The 23,767-nt window shown below is 43.0% G+C and carries 24 protein-coding genes, 2 rRNA genes and 2 other annotated features; all 26 genes read left to right on the plus strand.

Going from position 1 to position 23,767, the window contains the following annotated elements; all coding sequences use genetic code 11:
• Positions 1–170 precede the first annotated feature (170 nt).
• The 26 genes from MHB83_RS05445 (at position 171) to MHB83_RS05570 (ending at position 23,728) form a co-directional block, all read left to right on the plus strand.
• A 23S ribosomal RNA gene (locus tag MHB83_RS05445) occupies positions 171–3,101 on the plus strand.
• A 61-nt stretch (positions 3,102–3,162) separates the two neighbouring features.
• A 5S ribosomal RNA gene (gene rrf / locus MHB83_RS05450) occupies positions 3,163–3,278 on the plus strand.
• 177 nt (positions 3,279–3,455) lie between these two features.
• On the plus strand, positions 3,456–3,920 hold the full coding sequence (locus tag MHB83_RS05455; RefSeq protein ID WP_003217184.1) for a CtsR family transcriptional regulator: 465 nt from the start codon (positions 3,456–3,458) through the stop codon (positions 3,918–3,920).
• A gap of 14 nt (positions 3,921–3,934) precedes the next feature.
• Entirely contained in the window at positions 3,935–4,492 is a 558-nt protein-coding gene (locus MHB83_RS05460) for a UvrB/UvrC motif-containing protein (protein WP_342496710.1), read from the plus strand.
• Positions 4,493–4,496: 4 nt separating this feature from the next.
• Positions 4,497–5,588 (plus strand): protein arginine kinase, encoded by a 1,092-nt coding sequence (locus MHB83_RS05465; RefSeq protein WP_003217181.1) that lies wholly within the window; start codon positions 4,497–4,499, stop codon positions 5,586–5,588.
• Complete coding sequence (gene clpC / locus MHB83_RS05470) at positions 5,585–8,020, plus strand: ATP-dependent protease ATP-binding subunit ClpC (protein ID WP_003216969.1); 2,436 nt, start codon at positions 5,585–5,587, stop codon at positions 8,018–8,020. Before MHB83_RS05465 ends, clpC begins: the two co-directional genes overlap by 4 nt.
• A gap of 92 nt (positions 8,021–8,112) precedes the next feature.
• Positions 8,113–9,492 (plus strand): DNA repair protein RadA, encoded by a 1,380-nt coding sequence (gene radA, locus MHB83_RS05475; RefSeq protein ID WP_034620767.1) that lies wholly within the window; start codon positions 8,113–8,115, stop codon positions 9,490–9,492.
• Between the two features lie 2 nt (positions 9,493–9,494).
• Positions 9,495–10,574 (plus strand): DNA integrity scanning diadenylate cyclase DisA, encoded by a 1,080-nt coding sequence (gene disA / locus MHB83_RS05480; RefSeq protein WP_284906141.1) that lies wholly within the window; start codon positions 9,495–9,497, stop codon positions 10,572–10,574.
• 153 nt (positions 10,575–10,727) lie between these two features.
• Positions 10,728–11,828 (plus strand): PIN/TRAM domain-containing protein, encoded by a 1,101-nt coding sequence (locus tag MHB83_RS05485; protein ID WP_003217214.1) that lies wholly within the window; start codon positions 10,728–10,730, stop codon positions 11,826–11,828.
• Positions 11,829–11,841: 13 nt separating this feature from the next.
• Positions 11,842–12,531 carry a 2-C-methyl-D-erythritol 4-phosphate cytidylyltransferase gene (gene ispD, locus MHB83_RS05490; RefSeq protein WP_003217158.1) on the plus strand — a complete coding sequence of 230 codons (690 nt, stop codon included), beginning with the start codon at positions 11,842–11,844 and terminating at the stop codon, positions 12,529–12,531.
• 3 nt (positions 12,532–12,534) lie between these two features.
• Positions 12,535–13,011 (plus strand): 2-C-methyl-D-erythritol 2,4-cyclodiphosphate synthase, encoded by a 477-nt coding sequence (ispF, locus tag MHB83_RS05495; protein ID WP_003216928.1) that lies wholly within the window; start codon positions 12,535–12,537, stop codon positions 13,009–13,011.
• Positions 13,012–13,105: 94 nt separating this feature from the next.
• Positions 13,106–14,557, plus strand: coding sequence for a glutamate--tRNA ligase (gltX, locus tag MHB83_RS05500; RefSeq protein ID WP_003217162.1), 1,452 nt, complete (start codon positions 13,106–13,108; stop codon positions 14,555–14,557).
• Positions 14,557–14,788: a binding site (T-box leader), on the plus strand. It overlaps the preceding gene by 1 nt.
• 81 nt (positions 14,789–14,869) lie before the next feature.
• Entirely contained in the window at positions 14,870–15,523 is a 654-nt protein-coding gene (gene cysE, locus MHB83_RS05505; RefSeq protein WP_012008691.1) for a serine O-acetyltransferase, read from the plus strand.
• Complete coding sequence (gene cysS, locus MHB83_RS05510) at positions 15,520–16,920, plus strand: cysteine--tRNA ligase (protein WP_003217177.1); 1,401 nt, start codon at positions 15,520–15,522, stop codon at positions 16,918–16,920. Before cysE ends, cysS begins: the two co-directional genes overlap by 4 nt.
• Before the next feature lie 3 nt (positions 16,921–16,923).
• Positions 16,924–17,355 carry a Mini-ribonuclease 3 gene (locus tag MHB83_RS05515; protein WP_226804564.1) on the plus strand — a complete coding sequence of 144 codons (432 nt, stop codon included), beginning with the start codon at positions 16,924–16,926 and terminating at the stop codon, positions 17,353–17,355.
• Positions 17,339–18,088 (plus strand): 23S rRNA (guanosine(2251)-2'-O)-methyltransferase RlmB, encoded by a 750-nt coding sequence (gene rlmB, locus MHB83_RS05520; RefSeq protein WP_003217141.1) that lies wholly within the window; start codon positions 17,339–17,341, stop codon positions 18,086–18,088. Before MHB83_RS05515 ends, rlmB begins: the two co-directional genes overlap by 17 nt.
• A 2-nt stretch (positions 18,089–18,090) precedes the next feature.
• Positions 18,091–18,603, plus strand: coding sequence for a ribosome-dependent mRNA decay endonuclease Rae1/YacP (rae1, locus tag MHB83_RS05525; RefSeq protein ID WP_003216949.1), 513 nt, complete (start codon positions 18,091–18,093; stop codon positions 18,601–18,603).
• A gap of 63 nt (positions 18,604–18,666) precedes the next feature.
• Positions 18,667–19,323, plus strand: coding sequence for an RNA polymerase sporulation sigma factor SigH (gene sigH, locus MHB83_RS05530; protein ID WP_003217132.1), 657 nt, complete (start codon positions 18,667–18,669; stop codon positions 19,321–19,323).
• Between the two features lie 76 nt (positions 19,324–19,399).
• Entirely contained in the window at positions 19,400–19,549 is a 150-nt protein-coding gene (gene rpmG / locus MHB83_RS05535; protein ID WP_012008694.1) for a 50S ribosomal protein L33, read from the plus strand.
• Positions 19,550–19,584: 35 nt separating this feature from the next.
• Entirely contained in the window at positions 19,585–19,761 is a 177-nt protein-coding gene (gene secE, locus MHB83_RS05540) for a preprotein translocase subunit SecE (RefSeq protein WP_003216942.1), read from the plus strand.
• A gap of 170 nt (positions 19,762–19,931) precedes the next feature.
• Complete coding sequence (gene nusG / locus MHB83_RS05545; RefSeq protein WP_003217197.1) at positions 19,932–20,465, plus strand: transcription termination/antitermination protein NusG; 534 nt, start codon at positions 19,932–19,934, stop codon at positions 20,463–20,465.
• A 171-nt stretch (positions 20,466–20,636) separates the two neighbouring features.
• Positions 20,637–21,062 (plus strand): 50S ribosomal protein L11, encoded by a 426-nt coding sequence (rplK, locus tag MHB83_RS05550; RefSeq protein ID WP_003216956.1) that lies wholly within the window; start codon positions 20,637–20,639, stop codon positions 21,060–21,062.
• A 99-nt stretch (positions 21,063–21,161) separates the two neighbouring features.
• Positions 21,162–21,860, plus strand: a complete 699-nt coding sequence (gene rplA, locus MHB83_RS05555; protein ID WP_003217271.1) for a 50S ribosomal protein L1 — start codon at positions 21,162–21,164, stop codon at positions 21,858–21,860.
• Between the two features lie 48 nt (positions 21,861–21,908).
• Positions 21,909–22,049 (plus strand) — a sequence feature (ribosomal protein L10 leader region).
• A 69-nt stretch (positions 22,050–22,118) separates the two neighbouring features.
• Positions 22,119–22,619 (plus strand): 50S ribosomal protein L10, encoded by a 501-nt coding sequence (rplJ, locus tag MHB83_RS05560; protein ID WP_003217048.1) that lies wholly within the window; start codon positions 22,119–22,121, stop codon positions 22,617–22,619.
• A gap of 41 nt (positions 22,620–22,660) precedes the next feature.
• The gene (gene rplL / locus MHB83_RS05565; RefSeq protein WP_003216952.1) at positions 22,661–23,026 is read left to right on the plus strand and encodes a 50S ribosomal protein L7/L12; all 366 of its coding nucleotides are present in this window, start codon (positions 22,661–22,663) and stop codon (positions 23,024–23,026) included.
• 96 nt (positions 23,027–23,122) lie between these two features.
• Positions 23,123–23,728, plus strand: a complete 606-nt coding sequence (locus tag MHB83_RS05570) for a class I SAM-dependent methyltransferase (protein WP_034620762.1) — start codon at positions 23,123–23,125, stop codon at positions 23,726–23,728.
• Positions 23,729–23,767: the final 39 nt, after the last annotated feature.

Below are 23,767 nucleotides of genomic sequence, written 5' to 3' on the forward strand. Positions count from 1 at the left end.
GGAGCAGCGTGCGTTTTCGTCTTGTTTAGTTTTGAAGGATCATTCCTTCAAGACATGTCTCTAGCGAGACAGGATTGTTCTTTGAAAACTAGATAACAATAAGTAATACATTCACATTGAATGCAATGCAAAGTTCATCACACATAGTGATTCTTTCTAAAGTAAGAAATGGTTAAGTTAGAAAGGGCGCACGGTGGATGCCTTGGCACTAGGAGCCGATGAAGGACGGGACGAACACCGATATGCTTCGGGGAGCTGTAAGCAAGCTTTGATCCGGAGATTTCCGAATGGGGAAACCCACTGCTCGTAATGGAGTAGTATCCATACTTGAATACATAGAGTATGAGAAGGCATACCCGGGGAACTGAAACATCTAAGTACCCGGAGGAAGAGAAAGCAAATGCGATTCCCTGAGTAGCGGCGAGCGAAACGGGAACAGCCCAAACCAAGAGGCTTGCCTCTTGGGGTTGTAGGACACTCTATACGGAGTTACAAAGGAACGATATAAGCGAAGAGGTCTGGAAAGGCCCGCCAAAGAAGGTAACAGCCCTGTAACTGAAATGTTGTTCTCTCCAGAGTGGATCCTGAGTACGGCGGAACACGTGAAATTCCGTCGGAATCCGGGAGGACCATCTCCCAAGGCTAAATACTCCCTAGTGACCGATAGTGAACCAGTACCGTGAGGGAAAGGTGAAAAGCACCCCGGAAGGGGAGTGAAATAGATCCTGAAACCGTGTGCCTACAAGTAGTCAGAGCCCGTTAAAGGGTGATGGCGTGCCTTTTGTAGAATGAACCGGCGAGTTACGATCCCGTGCAAGGTTAAGCAGAAGATGCGGAGCCGCAGCGAAAGCGAGTCTGAATAGGGCGCATGAGTACGTGGTCGTAGACCCGAAACCAGGTGATCTACCCATGTCCAGGGTGAAGTTCAGGTAACACTGAATGGAGGCCCGAACCCACGCACGTTGAAAAGTGCGGGGATGAGGTGTGGGTAGGGGTGAAATGCCAATCGAACCTGGAGATAGCTGGTTCTCTCCGAAATAGCTTTAGGGCTAGCCTCAAGGTAAGAGTCTCGGAGGTAGAGCACTGATTGGACTAGGGGCCCCTACCGGGTTACCGAATTCAGTCAAACTCCGAATGCCGATGACTTATCCTTGGGAGTCAGACTGCGAGTGATAAGATCCGTAGTCGAAAGGGAAACAGCCCAGACCGCCAGCTAAGGTCCCAAAGTATACGTTAAGTGGAAAAGGATGTGGAGTTGCTTAGACAACCAGGATGTTGGCTTAGAAGCAGCCACCATTTAAAGAGTGCGTAATAGCTCACTGGTCGAGTGACTCTGCGCCGAAAATGTACCGGGGCTAAACGTATCACCGAAGCTGCGGACTGTTCTTACGAACAGTGGTAGGAGAGCGTTCTAAGTGCTGTGAAGTCAGACCGGAAGGACTGGTGGAGCGCTTAGAAGTGAGAATGCCGGTATGAGTAGCGAAAGACGGGTGAGAATCCCGTCCACCGAATGCCTAAGGTTTCCTGAGGAAGGCTCGTCCGCTCAGGGTTAGTCGGGACCTAAGCCGAGGCCGAAAGGCGTAGGCGATGGACAACAGGTTGATATTCCTGTACCACCTCCTCACCATTTGAGCAATGGGGGGACGCAGGAGGATAGGGTAAGCGCGGTATTGGATATCCGCGTCCAAGCAGTTAGGCTGGGAAATAGGCAAATCCGTTTCCCGTGAAGGCTGAGCTGTGATGGCGAGCGAAATTTAGTAGCGAAGTTCCTGATTCCACACTGCCAAGAAAAGCCTCTAGCGAGGTGAGAGGTGCCCGTACCGCAAACCGACACAGGTAGGCGAGGAGAGAATCCTAAGGTGATCGAGAGAACTCTCGTTAAGGAACTCGGCAAAATGACCCCGTAACTTCGGGAGAAGGGGTGCTTCTTAGGGTGTTAAAGCCCCGAGAAGCCGCAGTGAATAGGCCCAGGCGACTGTTTAGCAAAAACACAGGTCTCTGCGAAGCCGTAAGGCGAAGTATAGGGGCTGACGCCTGCCCGGTGCTGGAAGGTTAAGAGGAGCGCTTAGCGTAAGCGAAGGTGCGAATTGAAGCCCCAGTAAACGGCGGCCGTAACTATAACGGTCCTAAGGTAGCGAAATTCCTTGTCGGGTAAGTTCCGACCCGCACGAAAGGCGCAACGATCTGGGCACTGTCTCAACGAGAGACTCGGTGAAATTATAGTACCTGTGAAGATGCAGGTTACCCGCGACAGGACGGAAAGACCCCGTGGAGCTTTACTGCAGCCTGATATTGAATGTTGGTACAGCTTGTACAGGATAGGTAGGAGCCTTGGAAACCGGAGCGCTAGCTTCGGTGGAGGCATCGGTGGGATACTACCCTGGCTGTATTGACCTTCTAACCCGCTGCCCTTATCGGGCAGGGAGACAGTGTCAGGTGGGCAGTTTGACTGGGGCGGTCGCCTCCTAAAATGTAACGGAGGCGCCCAAAGGTTCCCTCAGAATGGTTGGAAATCATTCGCAGAGTGTAAAGGCACAAGGGAGCTTGACTGCGAGACCTACAAGTCGAGCAGGGACGAAAGTCGGGCTTAGTGATCCGGTGGTTCCGCATGGAAGGGCCATCGCTCAACGGATAAAAGCTACCCCGGGGATAACAGGCTTATCTCCCCCAAGAGTCCACATCGACGGGGAGGTTTGGCACCTCGATGTCGGCTCATCGCATCCTGGGGCTGTAGTCGGTCCCAAGGGTTGGGCTGTTCGCCCATTAAAGCGGTACGCGAGCTGGGTTCAGAACGTCGTGAGACAGTTCGGTCCCTATCCGTCGCGGGCGCAGGAAATTTGAGAGGAGCTGTCCTTAGTACGAGAGGACCGGGATGGACGCACCGCTGGTGTACCAGTTGTTCTGCCAAGGGCATCGCTGGGTAGCTATGTGCGGACGGGATAAGTGCTGAAAGCATCTAAGCATGAAGCCCCCCTCAAGATGAGATTTCCCATTCCGCAAGGAAGTAAGATCCCTGAAAGATGATCAGGTTGATAGGTCTGAGGTGGAAGCGTGGTGACACGTGGAGCTGACAGATACTAATAGATCGAGGACTTAACCTATATTCTAATGTGAAGTTTGAACATTGTTATCTAGTTTTGAGAGAACATTCTCTCCATCAGGTTTGGTGGCGATAGCGAAGAGGTCACACCCGTTCCCATACCGAACACGGAAGTTAAGCTCTTCAGCGCCGATGGTAGTTGGGGGTCTCCCCCTGTGAGAGTAGGACGTCGCCAAGCTTGTATAAGGATCAGTTCCATACGGAACTGGTCTTTTTTGTGTTTTTGAGAGGTTTGACACCATATAAATGTGGAAATAATATTCTTAGTTGAGCGATTATCTTGAAAAATCGACCGAAAAAATTTATAGTAAGATTAAAGTCAAATATAGTCAAAGTCAATGGAGGAGGAGGCGGAGTGGCACAAAATATTTCTGATATCATCGAGCAGTATTTGAAAGAAGTCTTGGATCAGAATGGTCGAGAAATATTAGAAATTAAGCGCAATGAAATTGCAGATAAGTTTCAATGCGTACCTTCACAAATTAACTATGTTATCAATACACGCTTTACGAGCGAGAGAGGCTATATCGTTGAAAGTAAGCGTGGCGGCGGTGGCTATATCCGCATCATTAAAGTCAAAATGAATGATGAAGTCGACTTATTGAACAATATTATTTCCCAAATATATCATCGTTTATCACAGGCTGCCTCTGATCATATCATCATGCGTCTTGTCGAAAATAACATTTTATCTGAAAGAGAAGCAAAGATGATGATCAGTGTCATGGACCGTTCTGTTTTGCACATTGATTTACCTGAACGGGATGAATTACGGGCTCGGATGATGAAAGCGATGTTAAATGCTTTGAAATTAAAGTAAAGCGGGTGAAAAGATTGATTTGTCAAGAATGCAATGAGAGACCAGCCACTTTTCACTTTACGAAAGTTATAAATGGAGAAAAACAGGAAATGCACATATGTGAACAATGTGCAAAAGAAAACAGTGATTCATATGCTATGAGTGGAAACCAAGGTTTCTCGATTCACAACCTATTATCAGGCTTACTGAATATTGATCCTAGCTTTACCACAAGTACGAATAAGGGATCATCCATTTTTCAAGAAGCGAGAGAAGTGGATCAATGTCCTAAATGTGGCTTAACCTTTCAACAATTCAGAAAAACAGGCCGTTTTGGCTGTGCAGAATGCTATCGTTCATTTGATCAGTATCTAAACCCTGTTTTACGGAAAGTCCATAGTGGAAATACAGTCCATCATGGAAAAGTGCCTAAACGGATTGCCGGCAGTCTTCATGTGCGCCGGAAACTTGAGTTGATGCAGCAAGAGCTAAAGCAGTTAATTGAACAAGAAGAGTTTGAAAAAGCAGCGGAAGTTCGAGATCAAATTCGTGCTTTAGAGCATGAGCAATCTCAGCAGAGGGAGGGAGATTAACAACATGTCGCTCCAGCATTTTATTCAAGACGCTTTAAGTCAATGGATGAAACAAAAAGGACCAGAAAGTGACATTGTTCTAAGCAGTCGAATCAGGCTAGCGCGCAATCTAGAGCATGTTCGTTTCCCAACTCAGTTTTCTCAGGAAGAGGCTGAAGCTGTTCTCCAGCAATTCGAGCAAAAGTTTGCTAGCCAGGAAGTGAAGGACATCGGAAACTTTGTTCTAATTCGAATGAATGAAACACAGCCTTTAGCAAAGAGGGTACTTGTTGAAAAGCATTTGATTAGCCCAAACTTAGCAGAATCAAGATTTGGCGGTTGTTTGCTTTCTGAAAATGAAGAAATCAGTGTGATGCTGAATGAAGAAGACCATATTCGGATCCAATGCTTATTCCCAGGATTCCAACTAGCCAATGCACTGAAAGCGGCTAACCAGATAGATGACTGGATTGAAGAGCAAGTGGATTATGCGTTTTCTGAAAAGCGAGGATACTTAACTAGCTGTCCAACCAATGTAGGTACAGGTATTAGGGCTTCGGTCATGATGCATTTACCAGCTTTAGCCCTCACAAGACAAATGAATCGGATTATTCCGGCGATTAATCAATTAGGTCTTGTAGTCAGAGGAATTTATGGTGAAGGCAGCGAAGCAATAGGGAACATCTTTCAAATTTCAAATCAAATGACACTTGGTCAATCAGAAGAAGACATTGTAGATGATTTAAATAGTGTGACCGCTCAGCTCATTGAACAAGAGCGATCTGCACGAAAAGCGTTATATCAAACATCTAAAATTGAACTTGAGGACAGAGTGTATCGTTCGTTAGGGATTTTGTCCAATTGTCGTATGATTGAATCAAAGGAAACAGCAAAGTGTTTGTCAGATGTGCGCCTTGGAATTGATTTAGGTATCATTAAGGGGCTTTCAAGTAATATACTGAATGAACTCATGATTTTGACACAGCCTGGCTTTCTTCAACAATATTCAGGAGGAGCTCTGGAGCCAAATGAACGAGATATAAAACGAGCAGCGATTATTAGAGAAAGGCTGCGTTTAGAAATGCATAGGAATGGACAGGAGGATGAAACGATATGATGTTTGGAAGATTCACTGAAAGAGCTCAAAAGGTATTAGCACTTGCACAAGAAGAAGCCATTCGCCTAGGCCATAAGAACATTGGTACTGAACACATTTTACTTGGTCTAGTTCGTGAGGGTGAGGGCATCGCCGCAAAAGCGTTAGAAGCACTGGGCCTTGTTTCAGATAAAATCCAAAAAGAAGTCGAAAGCTTGATTGGAAGAGGGCAAGAGGTGTCTCAAGCTATTCCTCATTATACGCCTAGAGCGAAGAAGGTCACTGAGCTTTCAATGGATGAAGCAAGAAAGCTAGGTCATTCCTATGTAGGGACAGAACATATTCTATTAGGTCTTATTCGCGAGGGAGAGGGTGTAGCTGCCCGCGTGTTAAATAACCTCGGAGTGAGCTTAAATAAAGCACGTCAGCAAGTCCTGCAGCTGCTTGGCAGCAATGAAACAGGTGCATCTGCCGCTGGCTCTAACAGCAATGCAAATACACCAACATTAGATAGCTTGGCAAGAGATTTAACAGCGATTGCGAAAGAAGATAGCTTGGACCCTGTCATTGGACGAAGCAAAGAAATTCAGCGTGTCATCGAGGTTTTAAGCAGAAGAACAAAGAATAACCCTGTGCTGATTGGTGAGCCTGGTGTTGGTAAAACAGCCATTGCTGAAGGTCTGGCACAGCAAATTATTCATAATGAAGTGCCTGAAATCCTGCGCGATAAACGAGTGATGACGCTTGATATGGGAACTGTTGTAGCGGGAACGAAATATCGTGGTGAATTTGAGGATCGCTTGAAAAAAGTCATGGACGAAATTCGTCAGGCAGGAAATATCATTCTCTTCATTGATGAGCTTCATACATTGATTGGTGCTGGTGGAGCAGAGGGTGCGATTGACGCATCTAATATTCTCAAACCATCCTTAGCACGTGGAGAGCTTCAATGTATTGGGGCGACAACGTTAGATGAGTACCGTAAATATATTGAAAAGGATGCTGCGCTTGAACGACGTTTCCAGCCAATTCAAGTAGATCAGCCATCTGTTGATGAAAGTATTCAAATTTTAAGAGGACTTCGAGATCGTTATGAGGCACATCACCGTGTGTCCATTACAGATGAAGCGATTGAGGCGGCGGTGAAGTTATCTGACCGTTATATATCTGATCGTTTCCTTCCAGATAAGGCGATTGATTTAATTGATGAGGCAGGGTCGAAAGTCCGCTTACGTTCTTTCACAACACCGCCTAACCTAAAAGAACTAGAGCAAAAGCTAGATGAAGTACGCAAGGAAAAGGATGCGGCTGTTCAAAGTCAGGAATTTGAAAAAGCAGCTTCTCTTCGCGATACAGAGCAGCGTTTGCGTGAAAAAGTAGAAGTCACAAAGAAATCTTGGAAAGAAAAGCAAGGTCAGGAGAATTCAGAGGTATCAGTGGATGATATCGCAATGGTTGTCTCTAGCTGGACGGGAGTGCCTGTTTCAAAAATTGCCCAAACCGAAACAGATAAGCTTCTAAATATGGAACAATTACTCCATTCTCGTGTAATTGGGCAGGATGAAGCGGTTGTCGCTGTAGCAAAAGCTGTGAGACGTGCGCGTGCTGGCTTAAAAGATCCAAAACGTCCAATCGGCTCATTTATCTTCTTAGGCCCAACAGGAGTTGGTAAAACGGAGCTTGCAAGAGCACTCGCAGAGTCTATTTTCGGTGATGAAGAAGCGATGATTCGTATCGATATGTCTGAATACATGGAAAAACACTCTACATCTAGACTTGTTGGGTCACCTCCAGGCTATGTTGGCTATGAAGAAGGCGGACAACTGACTGAAAAAGTGAGAAGAAAACCTTATTCTGTTGTGCTTTTAGATGAGATTGAAAAGGCGCATCCAGATGTATTCAACATCTTACTGCAAGTGTTAGAGGATGGTCGTCTGACTGATTCTAAAGGGCGTACTGTTGACTTTAGAAACACGATTTTAATCATGACATCCAACGTTGGAGCTAGTGAACTGAAGCGAAATAAATATGTTGGCTTTAATGTGCAGGATGAAGGTCAAAATTACAAGGATATGAAAGGCAAAGTGATGGGCGAGTTGAAACGTGCGTTTAGACCAGAATTCATCAACCGTATTGATGAAATCATTGTCTTCCATTCTCTTGAAAAGAAACATCTAAAAGAGATCGTGTCTCTCATGTCTGATCAATTGACGAAACGATTAAAAGAACAAGACCTTTCAATCGAATTGACAGAAGCAGCAAAAGCGAAGATTGCCGACGAAGGTGTAGACCTTGAGTACGGTGCGCGTCCGTTAAGAAGAGCGATTCAAAAGCATGTGGAAGATCGACTTTCTGAGGAGCTTCTGAAGGGTAATATTGAAAAAGGTCAACAAATCGTATTAGATGTGGAAGATGGAGAAATTGTCGTAAAAACGACGGCTGCTACGAACTAATATAGTAAGAAAAAAGTGTGAGGCATACCAGTCAGGTGTATGCCTCCCTTTACTTATTTCTGACCAGTATAAGGAGTTGTATTCTTCAATCTATGGCTAAGACAAAATCAAAATTTATATGCCAATCGTGCGGTTATGAGTCAGCCAAATGGATGGGGAAATGTCCAGGCTGCGGCACGTGGAACAGTATGACAGAAGAGGTCGTTCGCAAAGAGCCGGCAAACCGTCGAAGTGCTTTTAATCATTCTGTTCAAACCATTCAAAAACCTTCACCTATATCTGCAATTGAAACATCTGATGAACCCCGAATCAAAACGAATTTAGAAGAATTTAACCGAGTATTAGGAAGTGGAATTGTCAAAGGCTCTCTTGTTCTCATTGGCGGAGATCCTGGGATTGGGAAGTCCACATTATTATTACAAGTATCAGCACAGCTCTCAGACAAAAATCAGAATGTATTATACATATCTGGTGAGGAGTCCATTAAACAAACGAAGCTAAGAGCGGACCGCCTTGGCATAAAAAGCACCTCTTTACATGTTTTGGCTGAAACCGATATGGAGTATATAACGTCTGCTATACAAGAGATGAAACCCGCTTTTGTCGTGGTGGATTCGATTCAAACCGTTTATCAAAGTGATATTACGTCAGCTCCTGGGTCTGTATCTCAAGTGAGAGAATGTACAGCACAGCTGATGAAAATTGCCAAGACAAATGGGATTCCAATATTTATCGTTGGTCACGTGACCAAAGAAGGCTCGATCGCAGGTCCACGCCTTTTAGAGCATATGGTGGACACGGTTCTTTATTTTGAAGGCGAGCGTCATCATACGTTTCGTATCTTGCGTGCGGTGAAAAATCGATTTGGTTCAACGAATGAACTAGGGATTTTTGAAATGAGAGAGGAAGGGCTCACGGAAGTATTAAACCCATCCGAAATTTTCTTAGAAGAACGTTCGGCAGGTGTATCTGGTTCGTGTGTTGTTGCCTCAATGGAAGGAACAAGACCTGTTCTTGTCGAGATACAAGCATTAATTTCACCGACAAGCTTTGGGAATCCGCGCAGAATGGCCACTGGTCTTGATCATAATCGAGTGTCACTGCTCATGGCGGTTTTAGAAAAACGTGTCGGACTGCTGCTGCAAAACCAGGATGCGTATTTAAAGGTCGCAGGCGGTGTGAAGCTTGACGAACCGGCGATTGACTTGGCCATTGCGGTCAGTATTGCATCAAGCTTTAAAGACGCAGCGCCGCATCAAGCGGATTGTTTTATAGGAGAGGTCGGTCTGACGGGAGAAGTCAGAAGAGTATCAAGAATTGAACAGCGTGTGCAGGAAGCTGCGAAACTTGGATTTAAGCGAATGTTTATTCCTCAGGCGAATATAGATGGATGGAAAAAGCCGAGAGGGATTGAGTTAGTCGGTGTAGAAAATGTAGCGGAGGCACTTCGAATTTCACTAGGGGGATCATAGAAATGGAAAAAGAGAAAAAAGGAGCGAAAGAACTCGATCTCTTAGATATCGTACAGTTTGTGGCACCAGGGACACCTCTTCGGGCTGGGATTGAAAATGTCCTGAGGGCAAATACTGGCGGGCTTATTGTTGTTGGTTATAACGACAAAGTAAAGAGTGTTGTAGATGGAGGGTTTCATATTAACTCTGCCTTCTCTCCAGCACATTTATATGAATTGGCTAAGATGGACGGGGCCATTATTTTAAGCGATTCTGGTCAAAAAATCTTGTATGCGAATACACAGCTCATGCCAGATGCAACGATCCATTCATCGGAAACAGGCATGAGGCACCGTACAGCTGAACGTGTAGCGAAGCAGACAGGCTGCTTAATCATTGCGATATCTGAACGGAGGAACGTCATTACCTTATACCAAGGGAATCGTCGTTATACGCTGAAAGATATTGGCTTTATTTTAACGAAGGCCAACCAAGCGATACAAACACTTGAGAAATATAAAACCATTTTAGATCACGCCATTTCTACGCTAAGCGCCCTAGAATTTGAAGAGCTTGTGACCTTTGGTGATGTATTATCCGTGCTCCATCGTTACGAGATGGTGCTCAGAATCAAAAATGAAATCAATATGTATATCAAAGAGCTCGGAACAGAAGGGCATTTGATCCGTCTGCAAGTCAATGAATTGATTACAGATATGGAGCAGGAAGCGGCTTTATTTATTAAAGATTATGTGAAAGAAAAGATTAAAGATCCATATGTTCTGCTTAAACAGCTCCAAGATATGTCGAGCTTTGAGCTTTTAGATGACTCCATTCTGTACAAGTTACTTGGCTATCCAGCTTCTACAAATATTGACGAATATGTGTACACAAGAGGCTACAGACTGCTTCACAAAATCCCTAGACTGCCTATGCCAATCGTCGAAAACGTGGTTGAAGCGTTCGGTGTGTTAGATCGAATTATGGAAGCGGATGTACAAGATTTGGATGAAGTAGAAGGAATTGGAGAAGTAAGAGCGAAAAAGATAAAAAAAGGATTAAAAAGGCTGCAAGAAAAACATTATATCGACCGGCAGCTGTAAGAAGAGAAATTTTTCTTAAATACGGTTAAAAATGGATGAATATGGGTATATTAATGATGCTTTTGTTTTCTATTGATTATGATAGGAAACTTAAACATATATCAATGTCAGGTGAGGGTGGATTGACAGATGAAAAATAAAGGAGGTGAAGGTATGTTAAAAAGAATCGTTCAGGCGTTTTTTATCATTTTTGGTGCAGTTGTAGGGATTTTTATCATTCCAGAGTTATTTCTGCTGTTAAATGTAAAGGACATACCTTTCATAACAAATGCTTACTCTTCAGCACTAATAGGAGCCGCTGTGTTCTTTATCATCGGCAAATGGTGCACAGGCTATGTGGTTAATTGGGTGAAATGGATCGAGGATTCTCTATTAAAGGCGCCTCTTCCTGATCTTATTTCTGGAAGTTTCGGATTAGTATTTGGACTTATTCTAGCATATCTTATTGTAAACGTGATCCCGCTAAACAATATCCCATATCATATTTTTGGTACCATTATTCCGATTTTCCTGGCTTTCTTTTTAGGATACCTTGGATTTCAGGTAGGCTTTAAGAAGAAGGATGAAATGATGGGGCTGTTCTCCCGATCTGCAAAGGTCACCAAGAAAAAAGGAGCAGCCGATGATGAACCTGAAATAGAAGATAAAAAGCTGAAAATTTTAGACACAAGTGTTATCATTGATGGAAGAATCGCAGATATTTGTCAAACTGGATTCTTAGAAGGCGTCATGGTCATTCCTCAATTTGTGCTCGAGGAATTACAGCATATTGCAGACTCTTCTGATGTATTAAAGAGAAATAGAGGCCGAAGAGGTCTTGATATTTTAAATCGTATTCAAAAAGAATTAGATATCAAAGTTGAAATTTACGAAGGTGACTTTGAAGACATTCAAGAGGTTGATAGCAAGCTTGTGAAGCTCGCTAAATTAACTTCAGGTGTTGTTGTGACAAATGATTTTAATTTAAATAAAGTATGCGAACTTCAAAAAGTAGCAGTGTTAAACATCAATGATCTAGCCAATGCGGTGAAACCGGTTGTGCTGCCTGGGGAAGAAATGAAGGTACAGGTCATTAAAGATGGGAAAGAGCATAACCAAGGTGTTGCGTACTTAGATGACGGTACGATGATTGTGGTCGAAGAAGGACGCAATTACATTGGAAAAGACATCGATGTGCTCGTCACAAGTGTGCTGCAGACTGCTGCTGGAAGAATGATTTTTGCGAAGCCAAAACTTCTGGAGAAGGCGCTCTAAAGGGAGAACGAACATGTATTATGAAGTAGTTATTCCGGCTGCGGGGCAGGGGAAACGAATGAAGGCCGGCCGCAATAAGCTTTTTATTGAGCTGAAAAGAATGCCGGTTATTATTCATACACTAAAGGTGTTTGACGCTCATGCTCAATGCAAACGCATGATCCTAGCGATCAATGAAGAGGAGCGTCAAGACTTTGAAAGGCTACTCAAGGTACACGCTTTTCAAACGCCTGTTTCACTTGTCACTGGCGGCGAAGAACGTCAGCAAAGTGTATACGAAGGATTAAAGGCTGTGAAAGATGCGGACATCGTGCTTGTTCATGATGGGGCAAGGCCTTTTATTAAGCATACACAGATTGACTTGCTCGTTAAAGCAGCGATTGAAAAAGGCTCCGCAGTTGTAGCGGTACCAGTGAAAGACACAATCAAACGCGTTCAAGAAGGCAAAGTGGAACAAACCATTGAACGTCAGAGCTTGTGGGCAGTCCAGACCCCACAAGCTTTTCGTCATTCTATTTTAAAAGAGGCGCATGAATATGCAGAGCGGACCGGTTTCCTTGGAACAGACGACGCCAGTCTTGTGGAACAATTACATGGTGAAAACGTGTATATTGTCCAAGGAGATTACACCAATATTAAGCTGACGACACCGGATGATTTATTGGTTGCCAAGGCAATTATGGATGCGGAAAGAGGGTACTAGATCATGTTGAGAATAGGACAAGGCTTTGATGTACATCAATTAACAGAGGGAAGACCTTTGATTATTGGCGGGGTCACCATCCCTTATGAAAAGGGGCTGCTTGGGCATTCAGACGCTGATGTACTGCTTCACACAGTGGCAGATGCCTGCCTAGGTGCGATTGCTGAAGGAGATATCGGCAGACATTTCCCAGACACAGATCCTGAGTTTAAGGATGCGGATTCTTTTAAATTACTGCAACATGTGTGGGCACTAGTAAAGGAAAAAGGCTACACACTTGTGAATATTGATTGCACCATCATGGCGCAAAAGCCCAAAATGGCACCTTACATTCAACCGATGTGTGAGAAGATTGCAGAAGCGCTTGAGGCAGATGTCACACAGGTGAATGTGAAAGCAACAACGACAGAGAAACTCGGATTTACAGGAAGAGGCGAAGGAATTGCCTCTCAGGCAACTGTTCTTCTTCAGAAAAAGTAAAACTCATTTTGATGAGAATGGGATTTGATGATAAAATACGTTTATAAAAAATTGGTGTCAGACAACATGATGCAGATGAAAGGAAGTTAAACTCATGGGAAATGAAGTGCGTGTTCGTTATGCACCGAGTCCAACTGGTCATTTACATATTGGGAATGCTAGAACGGCTCTTTTCAACTATTTGTTCGCACGCAGTCAAGGCGGCAAATTTATTATTCGAATCGAAGATACGGATCAAAAGCGCAATGTAGAGGGCGGAGAAGAAAGCCAGCTTCGCCACCTGCAATGGCTCGGTATTGATTGGGATGAGAGCATTGATAAAGATGGCGGCTACGGCCCTTACAGACAATCAGAGCGTAATGATATTTATAAAAAGTATTATGATGAGCTGCTAGAGAAGGACTTGGCGTATAAGTGCTATTGTACGGCTGAAGAGCTAGAGGAAGAGCGTGAAGCACAAATCGCCCGCAGTGAAATGCCTCGATATTCTGGTAAATGCAGTCATTTATCAAAAGAAGAAGAGGACAAGCTGATTGCTGAAGGAAGAGAGCCAAGCATCCGCTTCCGAGTGCCAAAAGGAGAAATTATCAAATTTGACGACATGGTCAAAGGCGATATTTCATTTGAGACAGACGGCATCGGTGACTTTGTCATTGTGAAGAAAGATGGTACGCCAACTTATAACTTCGCTGTAGCAGTGGATGATTATTTGATGAAAATGACTCACATTCTCCGCGGAGAGGATCACATTTCGAATACGCCTAAACAAATCATGATCTTCAATGCATTCGGCTGGGATGTTCCGCTATTCGGACATATGACGCTGATTGTGAACGAGAACCGCAAGAAATTAAGCAAGCGTGATGAATCCATTATTCAATTCATCGAGCAATATAAAAACTTGGGCTATTTACCAGAAGCCCTATTCAACTTCATTGCACTACTTGGATGGTCTCCAGTGGGCGAAGAAGAACTGTTTACAAAAGAGCAATTCATCGACATTTTCGATGTAAACCGACTTTCTAAGTCACCAGCTCTATTCGATATGCATAAACTAAAATGGGTGAATAACCAATACGTGAAGGCACTTGATCTTGATCAGGTTGTTGCGTTAACGCTTCCGCATCTTCAAAAGGCAGGCAAGGTAAGCGAGCAGCTGTCAGACGAAGAAAACACGTGGGTACGCAAGCTGATTGCTCTGTATCACGAACAATTAAGCTATGGAGCAGAAATTGTTGAGTTAACAGAGTTGTTCTTTAAGGAGCAAATTGAGTATAATCAAGAGGCAAAGGAAGTTCTAGCAGAGGAGCAAGTACCAGAAGTCATGGCATCTTTTGCTGGTCAGCTTGAACGACTTGAATCTTTCACACCTGATGAAATCAAGGCTGCTATTAAAGCGGTACAAAAAGAAACAGGGCATAAAGGCAAGAAACTATTCATGCCAATTCGTGTGGCTGTCACAGGACAAACGCATGGCCCAGAACTTCCGCAAAGTATTGAACTACTAGGTAAAGAAACGGTATTAAACCGCATTAAACAAATATAAGGAAATCGTTGCGAGGGAGAAGTACAATGTTTTCGTCCATCACAGAAAGAGTCTTCACCGGCTGAAAGAGACTTATGGGCAGACGTTGGAAATGCACCCTCAAGACCCTTGAGGAACACGAGTACGTTAGTATGCAAGGGCGGTACCCTCCGTTATGGGATTAAGTTGAGAAGGCTGCGAAATGAGGGCTTTCTAAACAGAGTGGAACCGCGTTTTCAAAACGTCTCTGTCATATGGCAGAGGCGTTTTTTATTTGTCCAAAAAAGAGAGCAAGTCCGAAGAGAGATTGATGGGGAAGAACGGGGGGAGCATGTGTTTTTCAAAATGCTGAAAGAAGATATTGATACTGTGTTTGATCAAGATCCTGCTGCTAGAAGCTATATTGAAGTAGTGCTAACCTATTCAGGGCTTCATGCGATTTGGGCTCATCGTATCGCGCATGCATTTTATAAGCGGAAGCTGTACTTTCTTGCGCGGATCATTTCTCAGGTCAGCCGGTTTTTCACAGGGGTTGAAATTCACCCTGCGGCAACCATTGGCAGGCGCTTCTTCATTGACCACGGTATGGGAGTGGTGATTGGGGAAACATGTGAAATTGGAGACAACGTCACTGTTTTCCAAGGCGTGACATTAGGGGGAACAGGGAAAGAAAAGGGAAAGCGGCACCCGACCATTTTAGACGATGCGCTCATTGCGACAGGTGCAAAGGTGCTTGGTTCCATTACAGTCGGAAAAGGAGCCAAGATTGGAGCGGGGTCGGTCGTGTTAAAGGACGTACCCGACCATTCTACTGTTGTCGGTATACCTGGGCGAGTCGTCGTTCAAAATGGTAAGAAAATCAATCGTGATCTCAATCATCAAGATTTGCCAGATCCAATTTCCGATCGTTTCAAAGAATTGGAACGAGAAATGGAAAAGCTAAAAGGTGAGCTGGCTTCATTGAGCAGAAAGGAAGAACAATCATGACAATCAATATTTATAATACATTGACACGTAAGAAGGAAGAATTCGTCCCGCTTGAGCCAGGAAAGGTCAAGATGTATGTGTGCGGACCAACCGTTTATAACTACATTCATATCGGGAATGCAAGGCCTGCTATTGTTTATGACACTGTACGTAAGTATTTAGAATACAGCGGCTATGATGTGAACTTTGTCTCAAACTTTACAGATGTGGATGATAAGCTCATCAAAGCAGCCAATGAACTCGGGGAAGATGTCCCGACGATTGCTGACCGCTTTATTCAAGCCTACTTTGAAGACGTCAGTGCACTAGGTTGCAAAAAAGCTGACCTTCACCCGCGAGTGACGGAAAATATGGATGATATCATTGCATTTATTGCGACATTGATTGAAAAGGGCTACGCCTATGAAGCGGATGGCGACGTGTATTACAGCACACGCTCATTTGAAGGCTACGGAAAGCTTTCTCACCAGTCGATTGATGAACTGAAGACAGGTGCCCGTATTCGTGTAGGTGAGAAGAAACGAGATGCGCTGGACTTTGCTTTATGGAAGGCTGCAAAGGATCAAGAAATCTCATGGGATAGCCCGTGGGGCGAAGGACGACCAGGCTGGCACATCGAATGCTCGGCCATGGTTAAAAAATATTTAGGTGATACGATCGATATTCATGCTGGCGGACAGGATTTAACCTTCCCTCACCATGAAAATGAAATCGCTCAATCTGAGGCTTTGACAGGCAAACCTTTTGCAAAGTATTGGATGCATAACGGATATATTAATATTGAGAATGAAAAAATGTCAAAATCACTAGGCAACTTTGTGCTTGTGCATGACATTGTGAAAGAACAAGATCCTGACGTGCTTCGCTTCTTTATGTTGTCGGTTCACTACCGTCATCCAATTAACTATTCAATGGATTTGCTAGAGAGTACAAAGAGTGCGTTTAACCGGCTTAAAACGTCGTATGCTAATTTACATCATCGCCTCGAGAGCAGCACGAATATCACAGAAGACAATGCTGAATGGCTGGCGAAGGTTGAAGAGCAGCGAGCGACATTTATTTCTGAAATGAATGATGACTTCAATACGGCAAATGCGATCTCTGTTTTATTCGAACTTGCAAAACAGGCGAATTATTATATGGAAAATGATCATACTTCGGAGGAAGTGATCAAGGCATTTATCGGCTTGTTCCAAGAAATCACGTCTGTTCTTGGCTTTTCATTAGAAGAAAAGCATACGCTCGATGAAGAAGTAGAAGCGTTAATTGAAAAACGCAATGAGGCTAGAAGAAATCGTGATTTTGCGCTATCTGATCAAATTCGTGACCAGTTAAAGAGCATGAATATTGTATTGGAGGACACTCCTCAAGGTACTCGCTGGAAAAGAGGAGAATAGGTCATGTTGAATTTTGAAAAGCTGAAAGACGGTAAACAGTTGAACGGACTTGCGCTTGCTTATATGGGTGATGCCATTTTTGAAGTCTATGTGAGGCATCACCTCCTCCAAACGGGGGCGACAAAACCAAATGAGCTGCACAAACGAGCAAGCAAAATTGTTTCAGCTAAATCTCAGGCAGCTATTTTATTTACGCTTCAGCAGCAAGGCTTTTTCACTGAAGCAGAAGAAGCGGTGCTGAAAAGAGGAAGAAATGCAAAATCAGGCACAGTGCCTAAAAACACAGACGTTCAAACGTATCGTTATAGTACGGCGTTTGAAGCGCTCATGGGTTATTTATTTATTGAAAAGCAGGACGAACGCTTAGAAGAGCTGATTAGTCAGGCGATTGAAATCGGAACGTCAGGGAGGAAGCCAAATGAGTCAGCAACATGATTATGTGATTGGGAAAAATGCAGTGATTGAAACACTGAAGTCAGATCGGGAGTTATACAAGCTCTGGATGGCAGAAAACACTGTAAAAGGACAAGCCCAGCAGGTCATTGAACTCGCAAAAAAACAAAATATCACCATTCAGTATGTTCCGAGGAAAAAGCTTGATCAAATGGTAACAGGTCAGCACCAGGGAATCGTTGCACAAGTAGCAGCATATGAATATGCAGAATTGGACGATCTATATCAAATCGCTGAACAGCGGAATGAACAGCCATTTTTTCTTATCTTAGATGAAATTGAAGACCCGCATAATTTAGGTTCCATTATGCGTACAGCAGATGCTGTAGGTGCACACGGGATTGTGATTCCGAAAAGGAGAGCGGTCGGCTTAACGACAACCGTTGCCAAAGCATCCACTGGGGCAATTGAACATATTCCTGTTGCCAAAGTCACCAATCTTTCAAGAGCTCTTGATGAGATGAAAGAAAGGGGAATCTGGGTTGCGGGAACAGATGCGTCTGCCAAACAGGATTACAGACAATTTGATGGCACGATGCCGCTTGCTCTCGTGATTGGCAGTGAAGGAAAAGGGATTGGCCGATTGATCAAAGAAAAGTGTGATTTTCTGATTAAGTTGCCTATGGCCGGAAAGGTCACTTCGTTAAACGCGTCAGTTGCCGCTAGTCTATTGATGTATGAAGTGTATCGAAAACGTTATCCGTTAGGAGAATAGAGATGGACATCCTCTTAGTCGATGGATACAACATGATAGGTGCTTGGCCACGGCTGCAGCACTTAAAGGAAAACAGCTTTGAAGAAGCCAGAGACATACTGATTCAAAATTTAGCAGAATATCAAGCATACACAGGGTATCGAGTCATTGTCGTATTCGATGCCCATATGGTCAAAGGAATCGAAAAAAAGCGGATCAATCACCGAGTAGAGGTCATCTTTACGAGAGAGAATGAAACAGCTGATGAGCGGATTGAAAAGCTTGCCCAGGATTTGAATAATATTCGGACGCAGATTCATGTGGCGACCTCAGACTTTACAGAACAATGGGCAATCTTTGGACAAGGAGCTCTTCGAAAGTCGGCTCGAGAGCTTTTAAGAGAGATTGAAGTGATCGAACGAAAGATTGAAACGAGAGTCAAAAAGATTACTTCTGATAAACCAGCATCCAAGATTGAATTGTCAGAAGATGTATTGAAAACGTTTGAAAAATGGCGGCGTGGGAATCTAGAATAGCTTGACGATATTTCAACCATTAATGTATAATATTTCTATCTAGGTGCGGTCGGGGGGATCGAAGTGAATCTAAACAACAGCAAGGATAAATCCATCAGAGAGCAATTTTGCCAGTTGGAAGATGAACAAGTCATTGAAAGGGTTCATGTCGGAGATAGTGATGCGCTAGATTACTTAATAACGAAATACCGCAATTTTGTACGTGCAAAAGCAAGATCTTATTTCTTGATTGGAGCGGATCGAGAGGACATTGTTCAAGAGGGGATGATCGGACTTTATAAGTCTATCCGCGATTTCAGAGAGGACAAGCTTACTTCATTTAAGGCTTTTGCAGAATTATGTATTACCCGCCAAATTATCACCGCAATTAAAACAGCTACTCGCCAAAAACATATCCCGTTAAATTCCTATGTATCATTAGATAAGCCAATATATGATGAAGAATCAGACAGAACATTATTGGACGTCATTTCCGGTGCTAAAGCGCTTAACCCAGAAGATTTAATCATTAGCAAAGAAGAATTTGATGATATCGAAATGAAGATGGGTGAACTACTAAGCGAGCTGGAAAGAAAGGTTCTTGTGCTTTACCTTGATGGCAGATCCTATCAAGAGATTTCTGAAGATTTAAACCGTCATGTGAAATCAATTGATAACGCACTCCAAAGAGTAAAGAGAAAATTAGAGAAATATTTAGAGCTTCGCGAGATTAGTCTCTAATCAAACCTATATTGACAGCTTTTTCGACACTGTGATAAGGTACTAAGGAAATGATGTCGAGAAAATAGGTGTAAATATGAGGAAAAAGATTACTCTAGCCTGTAAAGACTGCGGAAGCCGCAATTATACGACAATGAAAAGTGATGCTTCAGCAGCTGAAAGATTAGAAGTTAAGAAATATTGCAAGACTTGTAATTCACATAAAACACATTTAGAAACGAAGTAAGATTTGCGTTCTTTAATCTGTGGAGGTCTTTTACAATGCGTATTATCAGTTTCTTAAAAAGTGTCGGGAAAGAAATGAAGAAGGTCAGCTGGCCAAAGAAAAACGAAATGATTCGTTACACAATCACTGTTATTTTAACAGTCGTATTCTTTGCAATCTTTTTCTCTTTTCTTGATATAGGAATCTCACAATTAATCGAATTAATTCATTAATACTTGAATAATGGTCTGCTGAACGTGCTATAATAGATCATAATATGACTTGCCAAAAAACCCGTTTTACGGGTTTTTTCAATTGCTTGAAAATATTTACCGGTACTCGAGATTCGTCAAATAGACATTACGAAATGTGGGGAGGGAAGGACTAAATAGTCCTGAACGAAATGGAAAAGAATTGGTATGTTGTGCATACGTACTCTGGCTATGAAAACAAAGTAAAAGCGAACTTGGAAAAGCGTGTTGAATCAATGGGCATGCAAGATAAGATCTTCCGCGTTGTTGTACCAGAAGAAGAAGAAACAGATATTAAAAATGGTAAGAAAAAAGTTGTCAAAAAGAAAGTATTCCCTGGCTATGTCCTAGTGGAAATCGTGATGACTGACGACTCTTGGTATGTTGTTCGTAATACACCAGGTGTCACAGGATTCGTTGGATCAGCTGGATCAGGCTCAAAGCCGACAGCGCTTTTGCCAGGCGAAGCTGAAACCATTCTGAAGAGAATGGGTCTTGAAGAACGCAAAACAGAAATCGACTTTGAATTGAAAGAAACGGTCAAGGTCATCGACGGACCATTTGCGAACTTCACAGGCTCTATCGAAGAGATTGATTACGATAAAAGCAAAGTCAAAGTATTCGTTAATATGTTTGGTAGAGAAACACCCGTGGAACTTGAGTTCACGCAGATCGATAAATTGTAATTCAAAAGAGCTTGAAATGAGTGTATAGAAGTGGTAATATAGCAAAGGTACGTCTTGAGTTCGCTCAAGATCGCTAGCTAGTTATTTCGTCATTCATATAAAGAATGAAGTTGTTGAGTGGGAGGGGGATTCCCCTATTACCACATCACGGACTTTAAGGAGGTGTGTCTCGTGGCTAAAAAAGTAGTTAAAGTTGTTAAATTGCAAATTCCTGCTGGAAAAGCTAACCCAGCTCCACCAGTTGGACCTGCACTAGGTCAAGCCGGTGTTAATATCATGGGATTCTGTAAGGAGTTTAATGCTCGTACAGCTGACCAAGCTGGTCTTATCATTCCTGTTGAAATTTCGGTTTTTGAAGACCGTTCATTTACATTTATTACTAAAACTCCACCTGCTGCAGTTTTACTTAAAAAAGCAGCTGGTATTGAGTCTGGTTCTGGTGAACCTAACCGTAATAAAGTGGCAACTGTTAAGCGTGATAAAGTACGCGAAATCGCGGAAACAAAAATGCCTGACTTAAACGCTGCTAGCGTTGAATCAGCTATGCGCATGGTTGAAGGTACTGCACGCAGTATGGGTATTGTCATCGAAGATTAATTTATTGTCTTGTTGGGTTGCGAGTTTGGTTTTGACAAGTTCGCAACCCTTATTCGTGGGAGGTTATTCCGCTAAAACCACATAAGGAGGATTTTTATAATGGCTAAAAAAGGTAAAAAGTATGTAGAAGCTGCTAAGCTAATCGAACGTACTAAAGCGTATGATGTAGCTGAAGCTGTTTCTCTTACAAAAAAAGCAAATACAGCGAAATTTGATGCGACTGTAGAAGTTGCTTTTCGTTTGGGCGTAGACCCTCGTAAAAACGACCAACAAATCCGCGGTGCAGTTGTACTTCCTAACGGAACTGGTAAAACTCAACGCGTTCTTGTGTTCGCTAAAGGCGAAAAAGCAAAAGAAGCAGAAGCTGCTGGAGCAGACTACGTTGGAGATTCTGATTACATCACTAAAATCCAACAAGGCTGGTTCGATTTCGATGTAATCGTTGCAACACCTGACATGATGGGTGAAGTTGGTAAGATCGGTCGTGTACTTGGACCAAAAGGTCTTATGCCAAACCCTAAAACAGGAACTGTTACATTTGAAGTAGAAAAAGCAATCAATGAAATCAAAGCTGGTAAAGTAGAATACCGCGTTGATAAAGCTGGTAACATCCACGCGCCAATCGGAAAGGTTTCTTTCGAGGACGAAAAGCTTGTTGAGAACTTTGCAACAATCTATGACACAATCCTTAAAGCAAAACCTGCAGCGGCTAAAGGTGTATACGTGAAAAACGTTTCTGTTACATCTACTATGGGCCCTGGCGTGAAAGTGGATCCATCTTCTTTCTCTGCAAAATAAATCTTGACTTATCACAATCATTTTGATAATATCAAAATGTTGTAAAATAGAATATGTCCATTTATACCGTAGACAGCAGGGGCCTTATGGCTTAATTAACCCGCCGAGGTGTATATGTCACAGTCTTACGTTAACGTATGCTTGTATATACAGCCTCCATGTCTTAATGGAGGCTTTTTATATGGAGAACCGTTCGTTAGGAACGTGATGGCCTGATCGGTATAAGTGTTACACAAACAATGTACAGGAGGTGTAACCATGAGCAATGCAATCGATACAAAAAAAGTTGTCGTTGATGAAATTACTTCTAAATTTAAAGACAGTATGTCTACTGTAATTGTAGATTACCGCGGTCTTTCAGTTTCTGAAGTGACTGAACTTCGTAAACAGCTTCGTGACGCTGGCGTAGAATTCAAAGTTTACAAAAACACTTTGACTCGCCGTGCAGTTGAACAAGTTGAACTAACAGGTTTAAACGATTTCTTAACAGGTCCAAACGCTATCGCATTCAGTAACGAAGATGTTATCGCACCTGCGAAAATCATCAACGAATTTGCGAAAAGCCACGAAGCTTTAGAAATCAAAGCTGGTGTCATCGAAGGAAACGTAGCGACTGTAGAAGAAGTGAAGGCTCTTGCGGAACTTCCGTCTCGCGAAGGCTTACTATCTATGTTGCTTAGCGTTCTTCAAGCTCCAGTTCGTAACCTTGCTCTTGCTACTAAAGCAGTTGCAGATCAAAAAGAAGAACAAGGCGCTTAATGCGTACTTAACGTAAAAAACTTAAAATGGAGGAATTACAAATGGCTTTAAATATCGAAGAAATCATTGCTTCAGTTAAAGAAGCAACTGTACTTGAGTTAAACGACTTAGTAAAAGCAATCGAAGAAGAATTTGGCGTAACTGCTGCTGCTCCTGTAGCTGTAGCTGCAGCTGGTGGTGCCGCTGCTGAAGAGAAAACTGATTTTGATCTAGTACTTGCTGGTGCTGGAGACCAAAAAATCAAAGTTATCAAAGTGGTTCGTGAAATCACTGGTCTTGGCTTGAAAGAAGCTAAAGAACTTGTTGACAACACTCCAAAACCACTTAAAGAAGGTATTGCTAAAGAAGAAGCTGAAGAACTTAAAGCTAAGCTTGAAGAAGTTGGCGCTTCTGTAGAAGTTAAGTAATCTTCGCCTAATCTTTTGGGAAAGCTCGCTTTTACTGGCGGGCTTTTTCTTTTCTATTCTCCTGAAATGATTGAATCCAGAGGAGGTCCATTCACCATGAGTGACCACTATTATACGGAAAAGCCATCAGTGAAAAGCAATAAACAGACATGGGACTTCACCTTGAGAAACCGTACCTTTACTTTTACAAGTGACAGTGGAGTGTTTTCTAAGAAAGAAGTCGACTTTGGTTCAAGGCTTTTAATTGAAGCTTTTGAAGAACCTGATGTGGATGGCGATATCTTAGATGTCGGTTGCGGTTATGGACCGATTGGCTTATCGTTAGCAAACGAAATGACGAGCCGCACCATTCATATGATTGATGTGAACGAAAGAGCAGTCGAACTTTCAAAGGAAAACGCTAAACATAATCGCGTTGATAATGTCCGCATCTATCAAAGTGATTTGTTCTCGAATGTTCATTCATCAGCTGCTTTTGCCTCTATACTGACCAATCCCCCAATACGGGCAGGGAAGAAAGTTGTACATGCGATCTTTGAAAAAAGTGCTGATCATTTATTGCCGGAAGGTGAGTTGTGGGTGGTTATTCAGAAAAAGCAGGGCGGACCATCTGCGATTGAGAAATTAGAACAGCTCTTTGGAGAAGTCGAAGTTGTATTGAAAAAAAAGGGCTACTATATTATCAAAGCTAAAAAAGTTTGACGCAGTTTCCTAGCTGTGTTAACATTATAAAATGCCAAT

Source organism: Bacillus sp. FSL K6-3149, from assembly GCF_038630515.1.
Lineage (GTDB): Bacteria > Bacillota > Bacilli > Bacillales > Bacillaceae > Bacillus > Bacillus pumilus.

What these genes read in the sequence shown, in the direction of transcription:
- MHB83_RS05465 (WP_003217181.1), top strand. Translation starts at nt 4,497, where the DNA reads ATGTCGCTCCAGCATTTTATTCAAGACGCTTTAAGTCAATGGATGAAA.
- clpC (WP_003216969.1), top strand. Translation starts at nt 5,585, where the DNA reads ATGATGTTTGGAAGATTCACTGAAAGAGCTCAAAAGGTATTAGCACTT.
- radA (WP_034620767.1), top strand. Translation starts at nt 8,113, where the DNA reads ATGGCTAAGACAAAATCAAAATTTATATGCCAATCGTGCGGTTATGAG.
- disA (WP_284906141.1), top strand. Translation starts at nt 9,495, where the DNA reads ATGGAAAAAGAGAAAAAAGGAGCGAAAGAACTCGATCTCTTAGATATC.
- MHB83_RS05485 (WP_003217214.1), top strand. Translation starts at nt 10,728, where the DNA reads ATGTTAAAAAGAATCGTTCAGGCGTTTTTTATCATTTTTGGTGCAGTT.
- ispD (WP_003217158.1), top strand. Translation starts at nt 11,842, where the DNA reads ATGTATTATGAAGTAGTTATTCCGGCTGCGGGGCAGGGGAAACGAATG.
- ispF (WP_003216928.1), top strand. Translation starts at nt 12,535, where the DNA reads ATGTTGAGAATAGGACAAGGCTTTGATGTACATCAATTAACAGAGGGA.
- gltX (WP_003217162.1), top strand. Translation starts at nt 13,106, where the DNA reads ATGGGAAATGAAGTGCGTGTTCGTTATGCACCGAGTCCAACTGGTCAT.
- cysS (WP_003217177.1), top strand. Translation starts at nt 15,520, where the DNA reads ATGACAATCAATATTTATAATACATTGACACGTAAGAAGGAAGAATTC.
- MHB83_RS05515 (WP_226804564.1), top strand. Translation starts at nt 16,924, where the DNA reads ATGTTGAATTTTGAAAAGCTGAAAGACGGTAAACAGTTGAACGGACTT.
- rlmB (WP_003217141.1), top strand. Translation starts at nt 17,339, where the DNA reads ATGAGTCAGCAACATGATTATGTGATTGGGAAAAATGCAGTGATTGAA.
- rae1 (WP_003216949.1), top strand. Translation starts at nt 18,091, where the DNA reads ATGGACATCCTCTTAGTCGATGGATACAACATGATAGGTGCTTGGCCA.
- rpmG (WP_012008694.1), top strand. Translation starts at nt 19,400, where the DNA reads ATGAGGAAAAAGATTACTCTAGCCTGTAAAGACTGCGGAAGCCGCAAT.
- secE (WP_003216942.1), top strand. Translation starts at nt 19,585, where the DNA reads ATGCGTATTATCAGTTTCTTAAAAAGTGTCGGGAAAGAAATGAAGAAG.
- nusG (WP_003217197.1), top strand. Translation starts at nt 19,932, where the DNA reads ATGGAAAAGAATTGGTATGTTGTGCATACGTACTCTGGCTATGAAAAC.
- rplA (WP_003217271.1), top strand. Translation starts at nt 21,162, where the DNA reads ATGGCTAAAAAAGGTAAAAAGTATGTAGAAGCTGCTAAGCTAATCGAA.
- rplJ (WP_003217048.1), top strand. Translation starts at nt 22,119, where the DNA reads ATGAGCAATGCAATCGATACAAAAAAAGTTGTCGTTGATGAAATTACT.
- rplL (WP_003216952.1), top strand. Translation starts at nt 22,661, where the DNA reads ATGGCTTTAAATATCGAAGAAATCATTGCTTCAGTTAAAGAAGCAACT.
- MHB83_RS05570 (WP_034620762.1), top strand. Translation starts at nt 23,123, where the DNA reads ATGAGTGACCACTATTATACGGAAAAGCCATCAGTGAAAAGCAATAAA.